Source organism: Paenibacillus silviterrae (assembly GCF_030167925.1).
GTDB lineage: Bacteria > Bacillota > Bacilli > Paenibacillales > NBRC-103111 > Paenibacillus_G > Paenibacillus_G silviterrae.
This window is the reverse complement of sequence record NZ_JASKUT010000002.1, coordinates 972,371-996,501: the sequence shown is the minus strand read 5'-3', so window position 1 is coordinate 996,501 and position 24,131 is coordinate 972,371. Positions and strand designations below refer to the sequence as shown.

Below are 24,131 nucleotides of genomic sequence, written 5' to 3'. Positions count from 1 at the left end.
TTAAACTAGTTTTACTTAAAGCCAGGGCGAACAGTCCCTGGCTTTTGCTTGATTGCGGAGCTAAACACCCGGAAGATGCTCGGGCTGGTTGCGAATGACAGTGTTATCGTCAAGGCGCAGCCATGTCTCAAAGTCACTTTGTCCTTGGTGCAGCCGAATCATTCTCGCTCCGCGCGGAAAATTCTCTCTTCCGTATGTATTATAACCCGTCGCTCGGCCATAACAGAGCCGAATGCCGTGCAGCTCGCCCCAATAATCGTTAACGTGATCGTGGCCGGTGAAGGTACCCATGACGTCTCCCATCTCAACCATGGAAGCGAACAAACCCGAATTCACGCGCGGGCAGCCTATTTCTTCAAATTTGTTGCCGTAGCAAACTTTCGTATCCCAAACTTCTCTATACTCGGGAAGCGGAATATGGAAAAAAGCAAGCGAAGGTAACGCATTTCCGTGGTTACGCTCGCGTAACTTACGGGAAGCGGCCATGTACCATTGCACCTGATCATTGCGAATCCAGTCATAGCCTTGAATCCGAGGAACCGGGGAAAGGTTACCGGAATCGAAAAAATAAAGGACTGCGGCGGGAGAGTTTTTGTCATCATCAATATGCAGTGTATAGTTTCCTACACCGCTCACCTCTTTCGGCCCCCGCTCAGCAACGGAATATGGCAAGGACTGGACGATCTCCATAAGCGCTTCTCGGGATATGCCTTTTTCAGTATCATGATTGCCGAAGGCGATTGCCCATGGAATGTTACGGATTTCCGCCGCGTGAACGGCCTCTCGTAAGGCTTGTTCCGGGTTATCGCATATAGGCCTCCCCGGAGTGACGTCGCCGGTATAGATCACATCACCGGTGAATACAACAAGATCGGGTCTTTCTTCATCAAGCACAATCTCCATAAGCCGTCGTGAGCGTTGATCCGCTGGGCCTCCGTCTTTCCAATGAATATCGGTAAATTGTGTGATCGTAAACGTGCCGTCTTGGCGGAAAGCAAGTGAATGACGCATTAGCAGCAACCTCCGAGTGTACTGTTCATGAAGTATTTTTATGTTATCGTGTGGCATCATGTTGTTTTCCGACAATTGTATAATGTTTCCTTAAAATGTGTCAATCGAATTTTTAACTGAAAACTTTGAGAAATAAAAGACTATTGACAGATAAATATTCCAAATCTTAAACTATTAAAAAACAACAGGAAACATCATCATTTCTATAAGATTCGTCAATGGGGGTTCTGATGTCGTTAACTTACGAGGATCGCAGGTCGACCATCCTGCAGCGACTAAATACGGAAGGAAAAGTACAGGTGCATCATCTGTCACAGCTGCTTAACGTTTCAACGGAGACGATTCGCCGTGATTTGGACAGGCTTGAGAAGGAAGGAAAGCTTCGCAAGGTCTACGGAGGCGCCGTAAAAATGCGAATGGAGCTGGTTGAGCCTCCCTTTCTCAAACGAACCCAGATGAGAAAAGAGGAGAAGGCCGCCATCGGCAAACTTGCCGCTTCTTTGGTGGAAGACAACGAAACGATTATGCTCGACAACGGTACCACCACGATCGAAATTTTGCCGCATCTAAAGGACCGCCACAATCTTACGGTCATTACGCATTCCGTTCCGATTTTAAATCTTGCTATGGAAGTGTTTAAGGGGAACTTGATTTTCGTAGGTGGAGAAATCAATTTGCAGTACCATGCGGCCACGGGGTCGTTAACGGAACATTTGCTGGATCGATTTAAGGTAACGAAAGCGTTTATTTCCGTAGGCGGAATTTCACTGGCAGACGGTATTACCGATTATCATCTGGCGGAAGCGGTTATATCACGAAAAATGATGGAGCGAGCCGAGCAGGCTATTGTCGTTGCAGACCACAGCAAATTCGGCAAATCCACCTTTGCGAAAATTTCTAAGCTTGAGGACGTCTCCATGCTGATAACCGATCCGGGTTGTCCAGAGGAATGGCTGGAAACGTTCTCGGCTCTTGGGATCGAAGGGAGGATCAGCCGTTAAGGAAGCGTCGACGCTAAAGTACCTAAGTCCATTAAAGGAAGCCCCTCCGGTTCGATCCCATTATAGGTGTAAGGAACAGGAACAGGAACAGGAACAGCTCTCCCTTGCGAATGTGGGCTGTTCTTTTTTGATAACATTAGAATTTATAAGTTTTGAGCGGAGCTCAAGGATTCTAATGTTTCAATAAAAGTTACCTCTTGCTCACGAATGTACATCCCTGAAAGGGCTTCGATAGAAGCTTTTCTTATATTCAATTTCGACATATATTGACTAAAAGTGACAAGTTTAGATATAATGATCATGTTTTATTTTGCTAATTTTTACTAGCGGAACTTTTGCTTTTTCCCTAGTATCATCTAACGATTTCATCTACTGAAAGGGGAAAACATGTGCTTCTAAGAGAGAAACACAAATGGATGCGCTTTCAATTCAAAAGCATTAGCATGCGGATCACTGCTTTTACAGGTTCCTTGTTAGTCATTAGCTTAATCGTCTTATCCGTTTTGAATTATCAGAGTAGCGCGAGGATTGTAAATGAGGCTATTCGGTCAGACGTTCACCTCGAAGTGGAAGCCGTCGCCAATGAGCTCAATGCATTTTTAAACTCGAATTTATCTGTATTGCACTCTATCGCCAAGGGTGGCTCGCAATACTACGGGGACTCAGCTAAGCAGTTAGCGTATGTAAAGGAAGCTCAAGCTCAAAATTCCGAGTTGACGGCTATCATTTTTACTCATGAATTAACAGGTAAGCTCAGTACGAATCATAAGGGAGCCCCTGTAGACATTTCGGCCCGTCCGTTCATGAAAGACTTGGCCCAAGGAAAGTTAACCATCTCAGACCCAGTGATCTCCACTGTTGACGGCTCTTTATCCGTTATCTTAGGCAGTCCCCTAATGAAGGATAAGCAGGTGGTCGGCAGCTTCACTGCCTCTCTACCTATTGCGGAAGTCACCGACACCGTAGCGAGAGCGAAATTTGGGCAAACGGGGTATGCCTTGCTGTTTGATTCAAGCGGCAAGATGATTTATCACCCGGTAAAAGAAAACATTATGAAATCAACCGTACAGGACCTTAATGTTACCGAACTCACAAACGCATTTATGGATGGTACTAAGGGAGGAGAAGGGATCCTAACGTTTAGCTTGGACGGTCAAAATAGACTGGGGTATTATCACAAAGTAGCGAACAATTGGGTTCTTGTACTTAGTGCCCCAGAGGATGAATTACTCAGACCGATCTATGATTTAAGGAACCAAGCCATTCTCATTTCCGTCATGATCGTAATTGTCGGTTTGATCGCTTCCTATATCATCTCATCTCGACTGTCAAAGCCGATTGTTCATTTGAAACATTCAATTGACATCGTCGCAGGGGGAAATCTCTCCCACCAAACTTCCGTTACGGGGATGGATGAAATTGGACAGGCTGGGGTAAGCTTCAATACCATGGTCACATCGCTTAAGTCTATGGTGCTGGAAGTTTATGAAACATCCCATCAGCTTGCTGCTTCTTCACAGCAGCTCTTGGCTGGAGCCGAACAAAGCTCTAAGGTGACGGAACACATCGCAGGATCGGCTCAAACCTTGGCGGAGGCCGCTGAACAACAGTTTACCAACATCCAAAACGGGGCTCAAACGATTGACGGGTTAAGCGGCACACTCCGCGCCATCGCAGGCCGAACCAAAGAAGCCGCAACTTCAGCAGTAGTTACGTCTTCTAAAGCTAAGCAAGGGGAACATACGGTGACGAATGCGGTGGTACAGATGGAAAGTGTCGGACAAACCCTTCATGTGCTGGCCGCAAGTATTCATGCATTGAGCACGAGATCCATCGAAATCGGTAACATTGTGAACATGATTTCAAGTATTGCTCAGCAAACGAATATTTTATCGTTAAACGCAAGCATTGAAGCTGCTCGTGCGGGAGAGGCGGGTCTTGGATTCGCGGTTGTCGCTGCGGAAATTCGGAAATTAGCTGAATTGACAGGACAATCGGCCAAACAAATATCCGAGCTCATATCCGTTATTCAACGTGATGCCGGAAAGGCAAATGAGGAAATGAACGTGGTAGCTGGGGAATTTGAGACCGGTGCGGAGGCGGTCAGCTATGCAGGTCAATTGTTTGGTGAAATCGTTACGGATATTTCCTCCGTCTCCCAGATAGTCCAAGAAATAGAGCAAAATACACAATATATTTCCGACAGCATCAACGGGATGGTCACCAGTATTCATTCGTTGGCTGATATCGCAGCAGCAAATAACTTAGAAACGCAATCGGTATCGGCAGCCACAGAGGAACAACTTGCTTCTATGGAAGAGGTAACTGCTTCAGCCAATGCACTGTCAAAAATGGCCGATGAGCTGAATGGGTCAGTGAGTCGTTTCAAATTGTAAACTCTAAAGTCCCCACTAAGTGGGGACTTATTTATTTGGTTTATTGTTATAAAGTAGTTGTGCGCGTGTGTCCGACAAGCTGCTGTCGAACGCAACTAATTAGGACGGCATTCCTGCTTAGCCGGGCTCGCATAACCGAAAACGACGCTGGTGCGTTTTCAAATCATGCTGTAGGTATTAATTAAATTTCTCATTCTTCCGTGCTTCTGCTGGGGTAATATCAATTAGTTGTAGAAGTCAAAATAAGTTCATTCAAAGCCGGATCCCAGGATGCATGAAGTTGTATCGTTTTCAATAATGCTTCTACCGATAAATAACTGGAATCTTCTAAAAGCAGTACTGCTTTGGAAAAGCCTATTTCCTTTCCGTTTACTTTGGCTACAGCAGCATCCTGTTGAAAGAAGATTATCAACTGATTGTATGTTACCATAATGGTGTTTGTAGATTCCTCCCATGTGATTGTACCACCCAGGGCTTCTAAAGTTTTGCGGAGGGGAAGCATAAGCTGGCCGTTATGAATAGCTGGAGTCCATTCCATTTGATGATCATTTAATACGACTTTTACGGATTTACTAGAATTAGGACTATAGTATGTCTGATGAAAAATATGTTCATTCATAAGATCAGCGAATTGGAGTTCTTCTTCATAATTTGGTGCATGACCGGAATTTTCAAATACGACCACTTCCTTATGAGGAGCAACCAATTGCGAATTAAACTGCTCGACCAGTTGCAGTGGTGTATTGTAATCATGCTTGCCAGCTACAAAGTAGACGGGGACTTTGACCTCATGAATCATATGTAACAAGTTGTATTTGGGTAATTCAGGAACGATCTTTGTAAGTAGTAGCTCTTCACTCAATTCATATTGTCCTTTCTCATCATGCGTATACTCTGTTGCATTCATAATATCTGGTATCATGACCTCTTGTATGTAAGTTGGACTGAAAAATATGCCTCCCATAGGAGCTAACCACTTTCGAAATCGAAGAAAAGTGTTGAATGAATCGTAGGGAGGACGTCCAATCGTCTTCAGTTCATCGATTGCAGCTTGATGTCCAAGTTCCTTGGCTTTGTATAACGTATAATCGTATCCGATTTGGTCTGCCTTTGTTACGTCTACAAATTGCCCCACACCTACATAAGCATAGAACGAATCCGGATGCCTGCTAATCTCGATCATTCCAAGCAAACTTCCCCATGAGTGACCTACCAAATAAATCTTATCCCTTTTAAACCTATTCTTAATGTATTCAACCATTTCATGAGTATCAGATAAATACTGCTCGACGTTCAAGCTTTCCACAGGTAAATGGGGAGAAAATGACTTGCCGGAACCCCGCTGCTCCCAATTCACAACTACATACCGCTTCTCTAGCTCTTTGAATCGGGGATTACTGTTGATTTCACCATGGCCTGGACCACCATGTAAATAAAGGAATATAGGATTATTAAGATCTTGACCACGAATGGTGATCCATTGATCTACGCCTCCGATGGATATCTTTTCTAAAGTTGATATGCTATTTTCTCCTGCAATTGGACTCGTATAAGCCTCTTTTTCGATAGATAATGCCTTTTCTGATGCCAACGTCTTGTTGTAAACCAAGGGGAGAGGAGTAAGGCAAAGACTCATTGTCAATGTAATGCACAAAAAATTTTTTAGCATGTGCTGTTTCTCCTTTTATCGACGATGTCGTCGGTTTTGAAATCAATTATACCGACGGGGTTGTCGGTTTTCAAGAGCAGTGGTAAAATATTTACATTCAAGGAACTTGAACGGAGGATATATGATGTCGCCTAAAGTATCAGATAAGTATAAAGAACAAAAGAAACAAGAAATCATAGAAGCCGCGAAACGAGTATTTCGACAGCAGGGATATGATTTAACCAGCATGGAGGATATTATTGAGAATGTCCAAATGAGCAAAGGCGGGGTGTATCATTACTTCACCGGTAAGGAGGAACTTTTTGAAGCTATTCTGCGAGAACGTGTGGTCACATTCGACTTATTCGCAATGCAGGAGCAAACAACGAACTGGGCCAAAATAGAGTACGCGCTCAAGACGATTGGGGAAGAGGTAAAAAACGCACGAAACAGCTTTATGCCCGTAATATTTGAGTATTTTATGAGGAGCTATCGAGATGCATCGCGGGAGCAAACACTGATTTACCAATACAATGAGGGATTAAAGGTCTGGATATCGGTTTTGGAACAAGGTGTAGCGGCAAAAGAGTTTCATCCTCAAATGCAGATTGAAGCTATTGCTAGATCCATCATTACGTTTATCGATGGCATGACGTGTGATGCGATGCAAATGGATTCACAGCAGTTACAAATTGATCAGCAGATTGAAGTACTCGTTTTCTATTTGCGGCATGTACTTCAAGTGGATGGAAGTCGATGAATAAAAGCTGCATTCGGAGGTTTACTCGGATTGTTACTATTATCAGGAAAAAAGTAATATCTCCCTATGACTTTTATTTGGTAATCTTATTTACAAACAGTGATTCGAGGGGCGGAATAACAAAATAAATGAAAAGAGTATTTTATTTTATGGACTGGGGAATATTCGGCCTTCGGTCTTATTGGTATATTTTACAATTACTCCAAATGATTCGGGACGGAGAAACATTATCCCCGGACGTTATCTTGATGGTGTGGATCACAGCTGCATATATTGTCCCGTGTTTCTTCTGGATACCTCACATAAAAGCCAACAAGGGTCTCTTTTGTATATTGGAGACACTGCTTGCAGGATCTTTATCTGTGTATCACATAATTTTAATGGGTGAAACCTCCAATTTCATCTTAATACCGATTCTGTCCGTTGGATATTTATTTTCCAAAAATCTCATCTTGATTGCACCAATTATACTAGGACATCCTGTTATTCTTGCTGCCTTTCAGTTTATTAACTACAAACAAGCTATTGGTTTTACGGCTGATATGCTGCTTTTCCTATGTATTGGCTTATGGGTAGGTGTAATTGCAAATGCTTACCGAAGAAACAATGAGCTATTGACCGAAATTGCAGATCAGAACAGGCTATTGAAGCAGTACGCCGTTCATATCGAAAAAATGACACTGCTAGAGGAAAGAGAACGAATGTCCAAAGAATTACACGACACCCTCGGACATTCCTATATTTCATTTAGTTTGGCGCTTGATGCAGCTATTCTTTTATTGGATAAAAATCCTCAATTAGCAAAGGAAAAGCTTTTGAGGTTGCGTGATTTAACCGAACTAAACATCCATAAGATGAGAAATCTTGTCCACGAAATGGGTTCAGGTGAGGATATTAATTTAGAGGAGCAAGTTGTTGAGATCATTCATAGCTTTCAAGAATATACTGGTACTCAGATTGACTATCAAGTTAGCGGGACAGAACAGTTATTGAGAGTTTCCATGCGTCAGGCGATCATTCGTATGATTCAAGAGTCCTGTACCAACGCTGTAAAGCATGGCAAAGCATCCCAAATTGAAATTAACATTCATTATCATCCCGCTCGCGTGCAAGTAGTTATTCGAGATAACGGTCTCGGGATAAATGATATTGTTTTCGGCTTTGGATTATCGTCCATGAAGAAGCGCATAGAGAGTCTGGACGGGGCTCTGGTTATATTTTCTGCGATAGGCCGGGGTACAGAAGTTAGGTGCGATATTCCAATAAAAGGAGATCACGGATATGAAGTTGCTCATCGTTGACGACCAAGAATTAATACTTGAAAGCCTGAATATCGTTCTTGAAATGGAGGAGGATATCGAGGTGGTTGGACTTGCTAAGAATGGCCAGGAGGCGGTGGATTATAGTGAGAGATATCGTCCTGACGTGATTTTGATGGATATTAATATGCCTGCAATGGACGGGGTAAAGGCAACAGAAATTATTAAGAAAAAATATCCGGAGATCAAGATCATCATTTTGACATCATACAAAGAGGTGGATTATGTATTTGCTGCGTTAAGCCATGGAGCGGAAGGATACTTGCTTAAGGCAATTCATCCTAAAAATTTGATAGCTGGCATTCGAGTTGTTCATTCCGGAGGTACATTGATATCCCAGGATATGGCGGCAGATTTCATTCAGCGAGTAAAACGACATGATTTATCCGAGCATACAGAAAAAACAGAAGAAAATCATGCCAAGAATCTCCCGTACGGATTAAGCAGGCGTGAAATGGATGTGCTCCAAAAGTTAGCCATGGGATTAAGGAATCAGGATATTGCTCAAACCCTGTTTCTTAGCGAAGGGACCATTAAAAATTATATATCTAATATTTATTCCAAGCTTAATGTTAAGGGGAGGCTAGAAGCGACACAGAAAGCCAGAGATGCCGGTTTGGTTAGTCATAAAAAAGTTTGTGACTAAATGGCACTATGTGAACATGACTGTTACCCAGTAAACTGGACCAGTGGCTCAAGGAGCCGAGAAAAAGGTTCAGGAGGAATATAAATTGAAAAAAGTAATGCGTGTGTCTGGAATAATTTCCCTGGCAATCGGATTCATGGTTGGCTTGAGTATTTTGTTTAACTTCGTTATATCAATTTTCTGGGAAACGCCGGGAGCCATGCCGGAGGCTATGCTTGGACTGAAATCATTATTTGTTATGCTTGGAGCACTTGCAATCATTTTAAACATATTTGAACGTGGAACCAAAACGCCGCTAGGTGTAAGGGAAAGCAAAAAAGTTACATTAACCGCCATGGGAATCCTTTTCGGCTTTATATTCGTATTAGTCACTTTTGCAGCTGTTTATTTTGTCGGCGAAGTGACGATCATAACTATCCGTACCGAAAGTATGCTGTGGGCTACCTTCGGAATGCTCGCATTTTTAGCCTTCTGTGATACCTTATCGGAAGAAATACTGTTCCGTGGCTATTTTCAAGGTTTGATTAAATTAAATTATGGTTCATGGATTTCGGTATTGGTTTCATCCATTCCGTTCACTCTTCTACATTCGTTGGGACACGACATCTTCTCTCATCCTTTGATGATCCTTAATTTATTTTTTGGAGGAGTATTTCTTGCACTTCTTAAAGAATTGTCAGGTTCCTTATGGTTACCGGTTGGCTTTCATTTTGCCTGGAATTCTTTCCAAGATGTATTTGGACCAGACAATTTTGTAACCATTGCACTCGGACCTAATGAATGGATCCACGGGGGAAGCCTTGGATTTGATAATGGATTGGCTTCTAATTTGATCACATTAACAATCATTGTATTGCTCGCCTTCCAATTAAAAAAAGTCCAGTCGAAACATCGTGAGCTGTTGACTACATCATAATCGTTGGGCATGACAACCTTGATTTGTTTTATTGGAGGGAATAGTATTGCTTAAATTAAACGATTTATCAAAAGCTGTATTATATACTGCATTTGTGATGATAATTGCAACTGTAATGGGATCGGTATTCAAAGTTCAAGGCAGCACATATATGTACTCACCGTTACTAGCAGTAATTGTGACTTTATTGGTAACAGGGGATATACGAAAAAAGGAAGAGTGGCAGTCATTAGGATTACATAGAACCGGATATCATCGCTGGGGATTTGCTCTTCTTGTCCCAATGCTGGTATTATCCATTGCCGCGATTATAAAATGGGCGACGCCGTTTGCATCTCTATCGCAACCAGAACAATTAGCTGGTTCAATGTTTTGGGTTTTGTTAATAAAAATACCGTTGGTATTTTTGTTTTATACACTAACAAGTGCAATCGGGGAAGAAATTGGATGGCGGGGGTATTTATTGCCTAAACTCAAAGAATTGGGTTGGAAAAAGGCCATTTGGTTAAGCGGACTTATCCATGCCGTTTTTCATTTTCCCATCATCTTAAGCGGAAATTATCTCAATGAGGGAAACCCGTTAGTCGTAATCCCATTTTTTATAGTAATGACGTTAATCGGGGGATTTCTCTTTGGGTATCTTCGACTCGTTACTGGAAGTGTGTGGGCTCCGGCAATCATGCATAGTTCTCATAATATCAGCTACGCAGTACTGAGTGATTTTACAAAGACCCACTCTGATTTGGCGGAATATGTTGGTGGGGAGGCTGGTATTGTTGTCATAATTTTGTATGCTCTCATTGTTTGGTTCATTATAAAAAAACGAAATGTAACATCGGAATAATAATGAATTATTTCAGGACTAACATGGAGGCGCCACATGCATCGATTTGCCCAAGAAAATGCAACGACAAATGGTAATGCTCATGCAGTTACCAGACTTGAGGTACTCCTTCGATGGGAGCATCCTATATTAGGAACAATTCCACCGACGAGTTTTATAACTACTGCCGAGGAGAACGGATTTATTGTCCCCTGGGTAACTGGGTGCTTAAAACCGCTTGTAGATACGTAAGTTATTGGCACGCGAAAGGTATTACTACAGCTCATATTTCAGTAAATGTTTCTATGGCCAGTTAGAGCAAGAATGCTGGGATGCGGATATAGTCCGTATCTTGAAAGAAACAGGATTGGAGCCTAAATATCTGCGGTTGAAAATAACAGAAAGTAGACCTATGCAAGAAAACAGTTATGTATTACCAAACATCATGAACATTAAACAATTGGGAGTCAGCCTTGCGCCGGATGACTTCGGGACAGGCTTTTCTTCTATGTGTTATTTAAAGAAGTTTGGTGTCAAATACAATAAAAATCGATCGAACATATATTAAAGATATGGAAATAACAGAATCCCATTTCCTATTGTTGAAGCTATGATCCTCATGGCGAAACATCTAGGGATTTCTGTGGTAGCTTTGTTGTTGATAATTGATACTTTGGAACAAATGTTCTAATGAATAAAGGAAGATGAGGCATGTCATTGTTAAAAGTGCGGATACCAGGGATAGCCATGTTTTTTTGTTTGTTTGTCACCTTGTTTAGTTTGTCTGAAACCCTGCATACTTACGCTGCTCCTATAGAAGCGCCAGAAGTAAATGAAGAGAACGTTACTGATTTCATGGAAGATTTTCTTCAAAGCGACGTAGCAGAGCACATTCCCGGTGGTGTCATTGTAATAGTAAAGGGAGATCGTGTGATCTACAAGAAAGGATTTGGTTACGCGAATCAGGAATTAAAAAAGCGGATGAATCCCGATGAGACGTTGCTAAGGATCGCTTCGGTTTCTAAACCGATTACGGCTACTGCATTATTACAATTGGTTGAAAAAGGATTGGTGCGTTTAAACGATCCGGTAGATATGTATGTAGGTAGTAACATGTTAAAAAATGAGACGGATGGTATTCTAACCGTAGAGCATCTTTTAACACATACTACCGGTTTTGATTTCCCCGATGGGAAGGTATCTGATATTGATTTCGATCTTAACCGGCGGGTTTCTCTTGAAGACCATATTTTTCATAATATGCCGACCATCATACGTAAACCAGGAACCTCATTCATGTATGATAACTATGCTGCCCTCTTGCAAGGATATATTGTACAGAAAGTGACAGGAATGCCTTTTCATGATTATGTACAGAAACATGTATTTGAGCCTCTTGGTATGAAGGACAGTTCTTACATTTTGACGGAAGAGTTAAAGGGGAGAATGGCTACTGGCTATAAACGCTCTGGTAAGCCAGTTCCCTTATATACAACGGTTCCCTGGGACTCCCCGGACGGGAGTATGATTACGACTGGCGCAGACATGGCACAATTCATGCTTGCACATCTAAATAAAGGCATACTGGGAAAGGCACGTATATTGGAAGAAAGTACAATCGAATCTATGCACAGACCTCAACTTCGTATCAACGACCAAGTGCCAGCGATGTCTTATGGATTTGAATATACATTTCACTCTAAGAATAATGGCTATCAAGTAATTAGTAAGGCGGGGGACCTTGACGGGACAGCTTCCATTCTGTGGATGATCCCAAACCAGAGGGTAGGAGTCTTCTTTTCTTTTAATCAATCCTCATTCATCATTGGTGAAGATGCACGTGTAAAGCTATTTGACGCATTTATGGATCGCTTTTATCCGAATGCTTCGCAAAAATATCCGGATAACGATTCGAATGGTACCGATACCAAGATTTACGAAGGAACCTATAGAGATTTACGAATGGGTACATGGCTATTTGAGGTTAAAGGGACGGGGAAAGGACAATTGAAAGTAAATGAAACCATGCTTGGTACGCATTTATTAAGAGAAGTCGCACCGGACACATTTATAGATGAGAGTCAACGCTTGCTTGCGTTCCAAAGATTATCAGATGGCCAAATCGCATTCATGCAATATATTAATCCGGTAGGCACAGCTGAAAAGTTAATCTTCTCCAATAAGTATATAGACATTGAGCAGGGTCATAAGGACTTTCGTGCCATTGATTTTCTATCAAAGTTGGGTATCGATTTTTCTAATTCATCCGAAATGTTTGAACCGGAAAAGCACGTCACTAGAAGTGAGTTTGCAGAAGCTCTAATGAAAATATTGAAACTACCTGAAACCGTCGGAACCTCCGTTCTGAGCGATGTTAAAGGTCACCCTCGAGAAAAAGTTATTGAAACACTCTACACCCTGGGCCTACTGAACGGCAGAACCCAGAACGAGTTCATGCCGGATACTCCTATAACTTGGAGTGAAGCATCCGTAATTTTATGGCGTACTTTACAGGAATATCCGTACTTGCTCAATCATCCAATCTTGCCTATTCAATTAGACCCAAAGGAAAGAATAGAAGGACACTGGGCAAACGAAGCAAATCAGTTGATTCTGGAACGTGGTTTTTACAAAAATATAATAAGTATGAATGGAAGTGCGGTTATAGACTGGGATGGGAATCGAAATTTGACCCGTTCAGAAGCTGCACGGGTCCTATATCATTTGGCTCATCCGTTTAAAGACTGATTATCGTATTTGAAGTCAAGGCAACTGGGCTAACCCAGTCCCTACCACACGCCGTCAGAATTCGAACTAATTGATAAGGTTCAGCAGCTTAGAGAAAAAGGATATCACATACAGGATGCTCTTGTTGAGGCCGGGATTACGCGTTTACGACCCATCATCATGACCGCAGGCGCTACGGTCTTTGCATTGCGAACCTATTAAAAACATTAAATTTTGATGAAACGTATTATGGGACCTGCATTTTTAAATACTGCCGGATATATTATTGTTAAAAGCTATTAGGAGGCGATTAGTTATGACTAAACGACATAACCTCAGAATAGTTATTAATAATACGAAAAAGTCTACCGCAAAAAAACGAAAGGAAGGCACATTTGTGGATTGTACATATGTAAGACTTACGGGCAGGTATTTCAGCGGCTTGCTGTCATCTGATGAGAATTACGTATACAATTTAATTAACTTAAAAAGCCCTGTTGATGTGTCTGAAATTTACGAAAAAAGTATCCTTACCTGGGAATATACAGCTAAGGCGATATCTAGATTAATTGAAGCCGAACTTATTGAGTACGTTACCAACTAAAGCTGCGGAGTGTCCAGGTTAATGATTTCGTATTCATCATTTTATACGTAATTTTTACCAAGTGATGCGTTAGATGAAAATTTGTGCTCCTGCCCGTGTTATAATTTTCCTTATGTTTGCGTCATATGTCGCACAGGGGGTACTTTGAATGGCAAATTGACACCTTGAGGATTTGAGCGGCACTTTACATAAAGCAGATATAACAGTAGTGGACGCATCAGACTTACCAAAAATGAACTGGACGCGTGGTTTAAGTTGGTTGAAAGAGAATCGCGCTAAAGGCCGCGATGTTTATAAGATCACTGATGCGGTATTCGGCACTATTCATGGAGCGTTCTCCATCTCAGATGCGGGTGATCATATGTACATAAATTTGCTTGAGGTCGCGCCTTCGAATCGAAATAAGGCTAATCTGCGAAATTATTGCAACGTTTCTAAAATTATCATCGGCGCAGCCGGCGCCATTAGTATACAGAAAGGATATGATGGTTATTTAGCACTTACACCGAAGTCAGATCTTTATGATTATTATGCCAACAAATTCAAGGCTTATGCGCTTCCAGATCGGAAAATGGGCATTGCAGGTGTTGTACCAAAAACACTGGATTAGGGTATACTATAAGTAAGGGATGTGATCTTATGTCGAGAAAATTGATGACTGTCCGAAATTCTACTGGACAAGCAATTCGTGTTACTGTAGGCGCTGCAGGTGTAAAGGAAGTTCTAGCCACAGAACCGACAGGGATTCACACGGTATCGAGCACACACACAGAAAAATCGAAGGCAGCTATGTCCGAGTACATCCAAAAATGCAAAAGTGGCGAGATTGAAATCAGCTATCCGTAATATGAAAAGGCCGGCACCCTTAGGGATGTCGGCCTTTTCCATCGAGAGATTTATGAAACGTATTTTGGTATTATTGGGCGACCTCGCTGCGAAAGATATAGACCGCACCGTCTGGATGATATACCCTTACTTGTCTTGTAAGCCTGCCTGTACCCCGGCGACGAGGCGAGCGGCCTTCTCTCTCATGCTGTTGAAGTTGCCTGCGGCAATCTCCTTCGGGTTCACGAGCGAGCCTCCGATGCCAACGCCATGACAGCCGAGGTGAATGAAATCGGCGATGTTCTCCTCGGTTACCCCACCGACAGCGATCATCGGGATATGACGAAGCGGTCCCATCAGTTCCTTGATGTACCCGATGCCCAAGCTGGCACTTGGGAAAATCTTGATGGCGGTCGCACCCGTCTTCCACGCACGTACGACTTCCGTCGGGGTCATCGCCCCCGGGAAGCAGGGAAGGCCCTGTTTCGCCGCAAAGCGGATCACAGCCTCATCCGTATTCGGCGTAACCAGGTACCCGGCTCCAGCAGCTATGGCACGTTTGGCATCCTCCACACCAAGCACCGTGCCGGCACCAATATACATTCGATCGCCGAACTTTGTCTGTAGCGAGCCGATCATAGCTTCGGCTCCTGCCGTGTTCAACGTCACCTCCATCAACTTCACGCCGCCTTCCAGAAGTGCCTGTGCCACGCCTTCGATATGAGAGCTTTCTACCCCTCGAACAATGGCTATGATTTTCGTTTCTTGAAGCAGCGTCAACCCTTGCTCGCGTTCCACTGATAACCGCCCCCGATGAATTGCATATAGTCCAACGATGATTTGCTGGCAAAACGTTTTCTCCCGCTTGCTTTTTGAACGGAGAATCGGTACAGTACAAGTACAAGTATATTATAACAATAATAGTTGTCATAAAAAAGGGGATATTCTCATGCGTACTTTAGAATTAACTCTACAAGAGGCCTTGGAAGTGTGCAAAGCCCTGTCGCACGAGCATCGAATGGAGATCGTCCGGATTCTGAGCGAGGAGCCGCTGAACGTCAACGAAATCGCCGAGCGGATGAGTCTGCCGTTCTCGACTGCCGCCGTCAACATTAAGAAGCTGGAGGATGCCGGCATCATCTCCACGGAGATCGTTCCCGGCCGCGGTACGCAGAAGGTCAATTCGAAGAAATACGACCGCATCATCATTAATCTGACCGAGCGGGAGCGACAGGAGGAGCATGAGCTACTCATGGAGCTGCCTATCGGTGAATTCGTCAATTGCGAGGTGGAGCCGACGTGCGGCCTGCTGAGCGAGGAGGGGATCCTCCTCACGCAGGATGACCCCCGTTCGTTCTACGAGCTGGACCGAAAGCGGGCGCAGCTGCTCTGGATTCGCTCCGGCTTCATCGAGTATCAGTTTCCGAACCGTCTGCCATACGGCGCCAAGGTTGAGGAGCTGGATCTGTCGCTCGAGCTGTGTTCGGAGGCCCCCTACCATAAGCTGGATTGGCCATCCGACATCACTTGCTGGATCAACGGGGTAGAAATCGGAACATGGACCTCCCCCGGCGATTTTGGTGGAGAGCGCGGCTTTCTGACGCCATCCTGGTGGGGGACGAATAATACGCAGTATGGGATGCTCAAAACATGGAAAACTAATACAGAGGGCAGTTATATCGACGGTCTGCCTAGTTCAACCATAAGCATCCTGGATCTGAGGCTTCATGACAAGCCTTATATTTCCGTGCGTCTCGGTGTGAAGAAGGATGCGACGAATGTCGGGGGGATGAACATCTTCGGCCGGAAATTCGGCAATTACGAGCAGGACCTGCTTATGAAAGTCAAGTACACTCCGGGACGCAACAGGTAAAGCTGAACGGGGTGGAAAAAACAACTGCATCTTTTTATAATAATAATACTTGAAATATAACAACAATATGTGTAATAATAAGTGTGAAAGCGATGACAAACCGAGAGGGGCACGGGCACGATGAAGAAAGTAAGCGGCTTGGTATTGAGCACGGTATTGGTGGCGGGTATGCTGGCAGGCTGTGGTAAGGCGCCTGCGAAAGAGACAAATGAAGGCGGTTCCAATACAGCGGCTCCGGTTCAATTGAAGTACTGGGCACCATTCAGTGGCGGCGACGGTGACTTCATGAAGGAAATGGTAACGAAATTTAATGCCGCAAACCCTGGCATTCAAGTGGAAATCCTCAACCTGAAAGCGGAGGAATACTACACAAAGCTGCAGACGAGCATTGCATCCAACCAGGCACCGGATGTGGCGATCGCGCACGCTTCCAAGCTCGCGGAGCTGACGGCAGGGGGCATGATTCAAGAGATTGGGGCATTGGCTCCAAAAGCAGGTATTGATTGGAACACATATAGCAAGAATATTTTAAATTCGACCATTGTTGGGGGCAAAAACTACGCCGTACCGCTTGATACGCACGCTCTCATCCTCTTCGCGAACGAAGCGCTGGTGAAGGATGCGGGACTGCTTGACGCGAGCGGCAAAGTCAATCTCGGGGCAGGAAAAGACGGCTTCATGAAGAGTCTCCAGACACTCAAGGGCAAGCTGCCGGCCGGAACGTTCCCTGTAGCGGCGACATCCAATGGCGACTCCCCGCTGCGTATTTGGTGGACACTGTATTCCCAGATGAATGGCAAGCTGCTGAGCGATGACGGAAAGACGGCGGCGTTTAACAATGACAAAGGAAAACAGGCGCTGGCGTTCATGAACCAGATGGTCAATGAGGATCTGTGGCCGAAAAATACGAAAAACGGTGGGGAAATCTTCACTGCGGCCAAGGGAGCGATCATGTTCAACGGCGCATGGATGACCGGCTCTCTCGAGCAGAACCAAGCGTTGAAGTTCGTAGCCATGCCGATTCCGCAGCTTTTCGAGCGTAAAGCGACTTGGGGCGATTCCCACACGTTTGTCCTGCCGATGCAGAAGACGAAGGACGAGGCAAAGCAAACCGCCGCGCTGAAATTCGCAGATTGGATCACATCCAACTCGGCAACCTGGGCCAAAGCCGGTCATGTGCCAAGTAAGCCGGCTGTGCTGAAGTCCGACGAGTTCAAGAGCCTTAAGTACCGCAGCGATTATGTTGAAATCGCCGATTACGTAAGCTACATGCCGAATTCGCCGAAAATTTCCGCCGTACTGGACATTTTCAAGAAACACCTCAATGTGATGATGAACGGACAAGCGACTCCGGAGCAGACGCTCGAACGCGCAGAGAAGGAGATCAACGAACTTCTTGCTAAATAAGGAATGGACGAGGGGTGTCTGGGTGGTTTCACCCAGACGTTCTTTTTTCCAGAGGAGGTAAGGTTGCCGTGAGACAACAAGGAAAATCGATTGGGGAGAGCATCGCGGCGTATTTGTTTCTGCTCCCGTTCTTGGCAGTCTATTCGATGTTCATGCTTTATCCGATCGTCAAGGGGTTCATTACTAGCTTCAATAAGGTTTCTATATCTATGGAATCGACCTTCGTGGGAACAGCCAACTACGTATCCATGGCGAAGGATAAATACTTTTGGGAAGCGTTGTGGAACACGTTTTACTTCGTAGTGATTTCGACCCCGACGCTAATTGTGGTGGGGCTGGGGCTTGCATTAATCGTCAACGCCGGTCTTAAGGGGACGACGTTTTTACGCTCAGTGTATTTTATGCCCTTCGTGTTATCCATCTCGGTCATATCGAGTATATGGGTGTTCATCTTGCAGCCGTACACGGGTCTGTTAAATACATTCCTGCATAAGCTGGGCGTCGTCAGCGAGGTGTTCTGGCTGGATCAGCCGCAGCTCGCTTGGATTTCCATCCTTATCGCTACCGTCTGGTGGACGGTCGGCTTCAACATGGTGCTGTTCCTCGCCGGGCTGCAGGAAATTCCCGAGGATCTGTATGAGGCGGCGCGCATTGATGGGGCGGGTACGTGGCGTCAATTCGTGTCGATCACATTACCGTCGATTAAGAGCGTTATGCTGCTGACCGTCGTACTGCAGACGATCTCCTCCTTTAAACTATTCGGTCAGACTTACTTAATGACCAAGGGTGGACCGGGGACCTCGACGCGGACGCTGGTGCAGTATATTTATGAAAAAGGTTTTATTGAACGTGACGTGGGCGTTGCCTCATCGATGTCATATGTTCTGTTCGTCGTAACCATCGTGTTTGCTATCATTCAATTTAAGTTCTTGTCCAATAAGGAGTGACACTCATGACACACAGTCTACGCAAACTGACTCCGGGACTTTTCCTGCTCTATCTCCTCGGAATTGGCCTCGCTGTCATTTGGCTGATTCCGCTAGTATGGATGATCGTCACGGCGATCAAGCCTGCAGGCAGCGCCGTGACGGTGATGAGTGAGCTGTTTAAGCCGCCATTTACGCTAGAAAACTTCAAGTATGTTCTAGGCAGTGCCTCCATCTGGAGCTGGAGCTGGAACAGTACCCTCGTGGCCTTAGTAACCACCGGGCTGACTATCGTATTGAACTCACTGGCCGCTTTTGCATTGTCGCGGCTGCATTTTCCGGGGAAAACCTTGATCTTCTGGTTGGTTCTGATGGGGCTGATGGTGCCGATTGAGGCGAAAATCATCCCGCTGTTTCAAATCATGGTCGAACTGGACCTGATCAACTCCTACCCGGCGCTAATTCTGCCCAGTCTGGCGGCACCGCTCGGCGTATTCATTCTGAAGCAGTTTTATGACGGCATTCCGAAGGATCTGGTAGAGGCTGCGAAGATCGACGGTGCAGGTTTATTCCGCATCTACTGGAGTCTATTCCTGCCGCTGTCGCGTTCATCCATGGCTGCGCTGGGCATTTTCACTTTCGTGACATCCTGGAATAACTATTTGTGGCCGTTCCTGGCGGTTACTGAGGAAAAAATGATGACGCTGCCTGTCGGAATCCCGACATTCCAAAGTGCCTATACGGCTGAACTGATTATTCCGATGGCGGCGAACGTTTTGGCTAGTCTGCCGGCGATACTCGCGTTCATTTTATTCCAGAAGCATATTATCAAAGGCATCACGATGACCGGAATCAAGTAACACGAGGGAGAGATAAAGATATGAGGGAGACATGGAGTCTGAACGGATCGTGGCAATTTGTAACGGATCCGCTTCAGGTAGGAGAAAGAGAGGCTTGGTTTCAACAGGAACGGCTATGGCAGGATGCGCGCGAGGTCACGGTACCGCATATCTGGCAAAGCGAGGGCGGCGAGCTGGTAGGTTACAGCGGCATGGCCTGGTACCGCCGAAATGTGACACATGAGGACATCAATCGGTCCCAAGAGTATTACTTGATCTTCGGCGCCGTGGATTATCGTTGCACCGTATGGTGGAACGGGACAGAGATCGGACACCACGAAGGGGGCTTCACCCCGTTCGAGCTGCGGATTCCGGCCAGCCTGATGGAGCGGAACAACGTGCTGACGGTGAGCGTGTTCGACCCGAGAGACAATGCGGAAATCCCGATCGGTAAGCAGGGCAGCTGGTATACGCGTGTCAGCGGCATCTGGCAATCGGTGAAGCTGGAGGGACGCTCGGCTGCGCATGTGCAGCGCGTGCTGGTTACGCCTGACGTCGACGCGATGCATGTCGATGTTCATGCGGAGCTGAGGCTTGGAACGGCGGCCGGTGTGCTGCGTTACGAGGTGAGACCGCATGCTTTTGGTGAACAAGATGGCTTCGAGGCGGCGAGCTATTCGGGTGAGCTTGTGTTAGGGGATAGCAACGCAGCCGGTGAATTCAATAATGTCGATTGGCGGCTGCCGGTGCCTGATATGCTGCTTTGGTCTCCGGAGACACCCTATCTGTATGAATTGGAAGCGAATCTCGTCGACGGCGAAACGATCGTGGACCGATACGTGACGACCTTTGGCTTGCGTAAAGTGATGCAGAAGGACGGCCGCATCTGGCTCAACCATCGTCCGGTATATATTAGGGGAGCGCTGGATCAGGCCTTTTATCCAAAAACGATCTACACGGCTTCCTCGGAATCGGATATCCGGCGTGAGCTTGATCTTGCCAAGCAAATGGGCTTTAATATGCTGCGCAAGCACATCAAGGTGGAGACGCCGGAGTATCTGTACTGGGCTGACCGGATGGGGATGCTGATCTGGGCGGAGCCGCCGAATTACGTGAAGTGGACGGAGAGCGCCCGCAGCCGGTTTGTGGCCGAGTTGGCCGCGATGCTAAAGCGTGATTACAATCATCCGTCGATCATCATCTGGTCGATCTATAACGAAGAGTGGGGACTGGAGTGGGACCTCGCGTTCGATCCGGACAAACAGCGTCATGTTGCGGAGCTGTTCGATACGGTCAAGGCATGGGACCCGACCCGTCTGATCTGTGACAATAGCGGCTGGACCCACATCAAAACGGACATTAATGATCATCACCGGTACTTTGCATGCCCGGATCAGCTGGATGCTTGGCGCCGGGATCTGGATGAGCTTGTAATAGGCGATCCTAACGCGAATTTCGTGGAGCCCTACGTTTCCCGCGGAGAGCCGATTCTGGTATCCGAATTCGGTGTCTGGGGATTGCCGAGCATGGAGCGGCTCAGGCAATATTATGATGGCAACGAGCCGTGGTGGTTCATCAATCAAGGCGATGAGACTCATCAAGATGATTACAAAAAACCGGTGACGGCACTTGACAATATGCATAAGTACGGGCTGGACAGCACCTTCGGCGATTTCGAGAAGCTTGCGGTTCATTCACAGCGTCGCATGTTCCGGGCAGTGAAATCGCTCGTCGAGGAAATGCGCAAGCGTCCGGCGATCGGCGGTTATATTGTTACGGAGTTTACAGATATCGAATGGGAGACGAACGGCTGGCTCGACTTCCTAAGACAGCCGAAGGAGGGCTTCGAGCGGCTCATAGACTTTAACGGCCCTGCCTGTGTGTTCGCCGAGGTGGAGAGGTCCAATCTCTGGGCGGGCGAGCAGCTCGCTTGGGATCTGTTGCTGACGGATGATCAGCTTGCGGATTATCGCGGTGTAGTAAAATGGAAACTGGCCGGAAGTGGGCTGTCTGGGGAAGTGGTATTGAACGACATGGGACCTTGGGCGTGTCTGAAGGGTGCTTTGACATTCACGGTACCCGAGGTGACGGCTGTGATGTCAGAACGGCTGGAGCTTTCCTGGCATGTCGGCGACAGGGTAGTGGCTCGCAACGAATATGAGCTGACGATGTCGCCAAGGACCGTGCGGGTAGTTAGTGGTCCTGATGTGGTGACGCACCGGATGGAAGCTGCGTTCAGCAATGCTCTGGCCGCTCGTGGCCGGAACGTGGTAGCGGAGGCGACGAACGGCGCGGTGCTGATCACCGACTGTCTGGATGCTGAAGCGGAGCAATTCGCCCGCAGCGGCGGGAGCGTCTTGTTCCTGGCAGAGCGGGGGGATCGATCGGCGGCATCGGGACCGTTCACGTTCCGCGAGCTGCCTCCGGGTGAAAGCTGGCCCCGCGCTTCTTCGATGAATTACGTCAACCCTGCGTACTTCGGCGGTCTGCCCCTGCAGCCTGAGATGGGCTGGGAGCTGGAGGGCTTGCATCCCGACTATGTTTTGCCGTTCACGGACTACAAGAAGGTGGGGGTCAAGCGTACCGTCAACATGTTCGGTAACCCGGGTACAGCGGAAGCAGGCGAAGTGATCGCAGGGTACTTTCAGGGCTGGCTCGGGCAGAACGGCGGCTCCATCGTTCGCCATCCGCTCGGCATCGGTTACGTCACGATTGTGACTTGGAAGCTGATCGAAGCGTACCGCAATCAGCCCATGGCTGTGCATGTGCTGCATCGACTTATTGATATTGCGAATGAAGGGAGTGGGGTTACAGATGAAAATTAAATCGATCGAACTGTTCAAAGTACCTCCGCGGTGGCTGTTTCTCAAGATGACGACGGACGACGGCCTTGTCGGATGGGGCGAGCCTGTCGTAGAGGGCCGGGCGGAAACGGTCCGCACGGCAGTCGAGGAGCTCAGCTCGTATTTGATCGGCCAGAATCCGATGAACATCGAGGACCTCTGGCAGATGATGTATCGGGGGGGCTTCTACCGCGGAGGCCCGGTGCTGACCAGTGCCATCTCCGGTATTGAGCAGGCGTTATGGGACATCAAGGGGAAATACTACAATGCGCCGGTGTACGATCTGATGGGCGGCGCCTGCCGCCACAGTATTCGTGTGTATAACTGGATCGGCGGTGATCGCCCGAACGACGTGAGGGAAGCGGCACAGAAGCAGATTGACGCCGGCTTCACCGCCGTGAAGATGAACGGTACAGAGGAGCTGCACTATATCGATTCCTTCGAGAAGGTGGAAGCGGTGCTCGAGCGTATTGCGGCCGTCCGCGAAGTCGGCGGCAAACAATTCGGCATCGGCATCGACTTCCACGGACGGGTGCATAAGGCTATGGCCAAGATTCTGGCCAAGGAGCTCGAACCGTTCCGTCCGATGTTCATCGAAGAGCCTGTGTTACCGGAGAACAACGAAGCACTCAAGGAGATCGCCAAGTATACGTCGGCGCCGATCGCTACCGGCGAACGGATGTATACACGCTGGGGATTCAAGGAGCTGCTGCAGCAAGGCATCGTCGACATCATCCAGCCGGACGTTTCGCACGCCGGCGGCATCATGGAGACACGCAAAATTGCCGCCATGGCGGAAGCTTATGACGTAGCCCTCGCACCGCACTGTCCGCTTGGACCCATCGCGCTGGCTGCCTGCCTGCACGTCGACGCCTGCTCGCCGAACGCGTTCATCCAGGAGCAGAGCCTGGGCATCCATTACAATCAGGGCAGCGACCTGCTCGATTACCTGGTAGACCCGAAGGTGTTCGGTTACAGCAACGGTTTCGTTAATATTCCGCAAGGCCCTGGCCTCGGCATCGAGGTCAATGAGGAGAAGGTTCGCGAAATGGCCAAGATCGGCCACGATTGGAAGAACCCGCTCTGGCGCAATGCGGACGGCACCGTGGCGGAGTGGTGAGACGCTGCAACCCATAAGTGAATGAAGACGAAAAAGCCTATTCCCAATTAGCTGCAAGGGAATAGGCTTTTTGGCTATAAAGTTCAGATTTAAGACGGCTTTGGTGTAACTTGGTTTCCTGAACGTAAGCAGATCGTATTTGATAGAGAAGCAATAAAATATCTTAGTCCACGGGGAAAATAATAAAACAAATTTTAAACTGTTTTAAACGGGGACAGGGAAGACGATAACGGCGACGAGCCTCAGGGATGTGTTCTCGCGGGGCGGCTATGTGACCATGGAAGGTGAACTGGGCTGCTCATAATCGAGGAGCAAGCGGAGGGAGGAACTGAGGGAGATTAAAGTAACTCGCATTTAAAAATAAGCCCTGAATGATTTAGCGGACTCAATTAGATTCTATTGAGTACCTCAGAAGCCCCTGCCTCGCTCACCCGCAGGTTGATGGTC

The 24,131-nt window shown here is 46.7% G+C and carries 20 protein-coding genes and 1 pseudogene; 18 read left to right on the top strand and 3 right to left on the bottom strand.

The window, feature by feature from the left end; genetic code table 11:
• Window positions 1-60: 60 nt before the first annotated feature.
• Entirely contained in the window at window positions 61-1,011 is a 951-nt protein-coding gene (locus QMO62_RS27715) for a metallophosphoesterase family protein (RefSeq protein WP_284645732.1), read from the bottom strand.
• A 230-nt stretch (window positions 1,012-1,241) separates the two neighbouring features.
• Between QMO62_RS27715 and QMO62_RS27710 the strand changes: the two genes are divergently transcribed.
• Complete coding sequence (locus QMO62_RS27710; protein ID WP_284645731.1) at window positions 1,242-2,012, top strand: DeoR/GlpR family DNA-binding transcription regulator; 771 nt, start codon at window positions 1,242-1,244, stop codon at window positions 2,010-2,012.
• Between the two features lie 416 nt (window positions 2,013-2,428).
• Complete coding sequence (locus tag QMO62_RS27705; RefSeq protein WP_284645730.1) at window positions 2,429-4,408, top strand: methyl-accepting chemotaxis protein; 1,980 nt, start codon at window positions 2,429-2,431, stop codon at window positions 4,406-4,408.
• 220 nt (window positions 4,409-4,628) lie between these two features.
• On the opposite strand, the gene QMO62_RS27700 is transcribed toward QMO62_RS27705, so the two are convergent.
• Window positions 4,629-6,077, bottom strand: coding sequence for an alpha/beta fold hydrolase (locus QMO62_RS27700; protein ID WP_284645729.1), 1,449 nt, complete (start codon window positions 6,075-6,077; stop codon window positions 4,629-4,631).
• A 124-nt stretch (window positions 6,078-6,201) separates the two neighbouring features.
• On the opposite strand from QMO62_RS27700, the gene QMO62_RS27695 reads away from it, so the two are divergent.
• The 10 genes and pseudogenes from QMO62_RS27695 (at window position 6,202) to QMO62_RS27655 (ending at window position 14,461) form a co-directional block, all read left to right on the top strand.
• A complete protein-coding gene (locus QMO62_RS27695; protein WP_284645728.1) occupies window positions 6,202-6,816 on the top strand; it encodes a TetR/AcrR family transcriptional regulator in 615 nt (204 codons plus the stop codon).
• Between the two features lie 128 nt (window positions 6,817-6,944).
• Window positions 6,945-8,117 (top strand): sensor histidine kinase, encoded by a 1,173-nt coding sequence (locus QMO62_RS27690; RefSeq protein ID WP_284645727.1) that lies wholly within the window; start codon window positions 6,945-6,947, stop codon window positions 8,115-8,117.
• Window positions 8,098-8,781 carry a response regulator transcription factor gene (locus QMO62_RS27685; RefSeq protein ID WP_284645726.1) on the top strand — a complete coding sequence of 228 codons (684 nt, stop codon included), beginning with the start codon at window positions 8,098-8,100 and terminating at the stop codon, window positions 8,779-8,781. Before QMO62_RS27690 ends, QMO62_RS27685 begins: the two co-directional genes overlap by 20 nt.
• Window positions 8,782-8,866: 85 nt before the next feature.
• Window positions 8,867-9,697 carry a CPBP family intramembrane glutamic endopeptidase gene (locus QMO62_RS27680; RefSeq protein ID WP_284645725.1) on the top strand — a complete coding sequence of 277 codons (831 nt, stop codon included), beginning with the start codon at window positions 8,867-8,869 and terminating at the stop codon, window positions 9,695-9,697.
• A gap of 46 nt (window positions 9,698-9,743) precedes the next feature.
• A complete protein-coding gene (locus QMO62_RS27675) occupies window positions 9,744-10,541 on the top strand; it encodes a type II CAAX endopeptidase family protein (RefSeq protein WP_284645724.1) in 798 nt (265 codons plus the stop codon).
• 235 nt (window positions 10,542-10,776) lie between these two features.
• Entirely contained in the window at window positions 10,777-11,088 is a 312-nt protein-coding gene (locus QMO62_RS27670; RefSeq protein WP_284645723.1) for an EAL domain-containing protein, read from the top strand.
• A 143-nt stretch (window positions 11,089-11,231) separates the two neighbouring features.
• Entirely contained in the window at window positions 11,232-13,268 is a 2,037-nt protein-coding gene (locus QMO62_RS27665) for a serine hydrolase domain-containing protein (protein ID WP_284645722.1), read from the top strand.
• Between the two features lie 66 nt (window positions 13,269-13,334).
• Window positions 13,335-13,457 (top strand): annotated as a pseudogene (locus QMO62_RS33605) (efflux RND transporter permease subunit); the annotation flags it as partial.
• A 106-nt stretch (window positions 13,458-13,563) separates the two neighbouring features.
• Entirely contained in the window at window positions 13,564-13,851 is a 288-nt protein-coding gene (locus tag QMO62_RS27660; RefSeq protein WP_284645721.1) for a hypothetical protein, read from the top strand.
• Window positions 13,852-14,023: 172 nt separating this feature from the next.
• Window positions 14,024-14,461: a hypothetical protein gene (locus QMO62_RS27655; protein ID WP_284645720.1), complete on the top strand. Its 438-nt coding sequence runs from the start codon at window positions 14,024-14,026 to the stop codon at window positions 14,459-14,461.
• 362 nt (window positions 14,462-14,823) lie between these two features.
• Here the strand turns inward: QMO62_RS27655 and QMO62_RS27650 are convergent, their stop codons facing one another.
• Window positions 14,824-15,474 (bottom strand): bifunctional 4-hydroxy-2-oxoglutarate aldolase/2-dehydro-3-deoxy-phosphogluconate aldolase, encoded by a 651-nt coding sequence (locus QMO62_RS27650; RefSeq protein WP_284645719.1) that lies wholly within the window; start codon window positions 15,472-15,474, stop codon window positions 14,824-14,826.
• Window positions 15,475-15,625: 151 nt separating this feature from the next.
• Here QMO62_RS27650 and QMO62_RS27645 point away from each other — a divergent pair, with 151 nt between their 5' ends.
• The 6 genes from QMO62_RS27645 to dgoD all read left to right on the top strand — a co-directional run bounded on the left by QMO62_RS27645 (window position 15,626) and on the right by dgoD (window position 23,684).
• A complete protein-coding gene (locus QMO62_RS27645; protein ID WP_284645718.1) occupies window positions 15,626-16,549 on the top strand; it encodes an ArsR/SmtB family transcription factor in 924 nt (307 codons plus the stop codon).
• A gap of 120 nt (window positions 16,550-16,669) precedes the next feature.
• Window positions 16,670-17,956: an extracellular solute-binding protein gene (locus QMO62_RS27640; RefSeq protein WP_284645717.1), complete on the top strand. Its 1,287-nt coding sequence runs from the start codon at window positions 16,670-16,672 to the stop codon at window positions 17,954-17,956.
• A 68-nt stretch (window positions 17,957-18,024) separates the two neighbouring features.
• Window positions 18,025-18,903, top strand: coding sequence for a carbohydrate ABC transporter permease (locus tag QMO62_RS27635; RefSeq protein ID WP_284645716.1), 879 nt, complete (start codon window positions 18,025-18,027; stop codon window positions 18,901-18,903).
• 5 nt (window positions 18,904-18,908) lie between these two features.
• A complete protein-coding gene (locus QMO62_RS27630; RefSeq protein ID WP_284645715.1) occupies window positions 18,909-19,742 on the top strand; it encodes a carbohydrate ABC transporter permease in 834 nt (277 codons plus the stop codon).
• Window positions 19,743-19,762: 20 nt separating this feature from the next.
• Window positions 19,763-22,546 (top strand): glycoside hydrolase family 2 protein, encoded by a 2,784-nt coding sequence (locus QMO62_RS27625; protein WP_284645714.1) that lies wholly within the window; start codon window positions 19,763-19,765, stop codon window positions 22,544-22,546.
• The gene (gene dgoD, locus QMO62_RS27620; RefSeq protein ID WP_284645713.1) at window positions 22,536-23,684 is read left to right on the top strand and encodes a galactonate dehydratase; all 1,149 of its coding nucleotides are present in this window, start codon (window positions 22,536-22,538) and stop codon (window positions 23,682-23,684) included. The genes QMO62_RS27625 and dgoD overlap by 11 nt, the downstream gene beginning before the upstream one ends.
• Window positions 23,685-24,131 lie beyond the last annotated feature (447 nt).

Bases quoted from the DNA above. Each gene is read 5' to 3' on its own strand.
- QMO62_RS27645 (WP_284645718.1), top strand. From the start codon at position 15,626: ATGCGTACTTTAGAATTAACTCTACAAGAGGCCTTGGAAGTGTGCAAA.
- dgoD (WP_284645713.1), top strand. From the start codon at position 22,536: ATGAAAATTAAATCGATCGAACTGTTCAAAGTACCTCCGCGGTGGCTG.
- QMO62_RS27695 (WP_284645728.1), top strand. From the start codon at position 6,202: ATGTCGCCTAAAGTATCAGATAAGTATAAAGAACAAAAGAAACAAGAA.
- QMO62_RS27685 (WP_284645726.1), top strand. From the start codon at position 8,098: ATGAAGTTGCTCATCGTTGACGACCAAGAATTAATACTTGAAAGCCTG.
- QMO62_RS27665 (WP_284645722.1), top strand. From the start codon at position 11,232: ATGTCATTGTTAAAAGTGCGGATACCAGGGATAGCCATGTTTTTTTGT.
- QMO62_RS27630 (WP_284645715.1), top strand. From the start codon at position 18,909: ATGACACACAGTCTACGCAAACTGACTCCGGGACTTTTCCTGCTCTAT.
- QMO62_RS27700 (WP_284645729.1), bottom strand. From the start codon at position 6,077: ATGCTAAAAAATTTTTTGTGCATTACATTGACAATGAGTCTTTGCCTT.
- QMO62_RS27625 (WP_284645714.1), top strand. From the start codon at position 19,763: ATGAGGGAGACATGGAGTCTGAACGGATCGTGGCAATTTGTAACGGAT.
- QMO62_RS27705 (WP_284645730.1), top strand. From the start codon at position 2,429: ATGCGCTTTCAATTCAAAAGCATTAGCATGCGGATCACTGCTTTTACA.
- QMO62_RS27710 (WP_284645731.1), top strand. From the start codon at position 1,242: ATGTCGTTAACTTACGAGGATCGCAGGTCGACCATCCTGCAGCGACTA.
- QMO62_RS27690 (WP_284645727.1), top strand. From the start codon at position 6,945: ATGAAAAGAGTATTTTATTTTATGGACTGGGGAATATTCGGCCTTCGG.
- QMO62_RS27640 (WP_284645717.1), top strand. From the start codon at position 16,670: ATGAAGAAAGTAAGCGGCTTGGTATTGAGCACGGTATTGGTGGCGGGT.
- QMO62_RS27715 (WP_284645732.1), bottom strand. From the start codon at position 1,011: ATGCGTCATTCACTTGCTTTCCGCCAAGACGGCACGTTTACGATCACA.
- QMO62_RS27660 (WP_284645721.1), top strand. From the start codon at position 13,564: ATGACTAAACGACATAACCTCAGAATAGTTATTAATAATACGAAAAAG.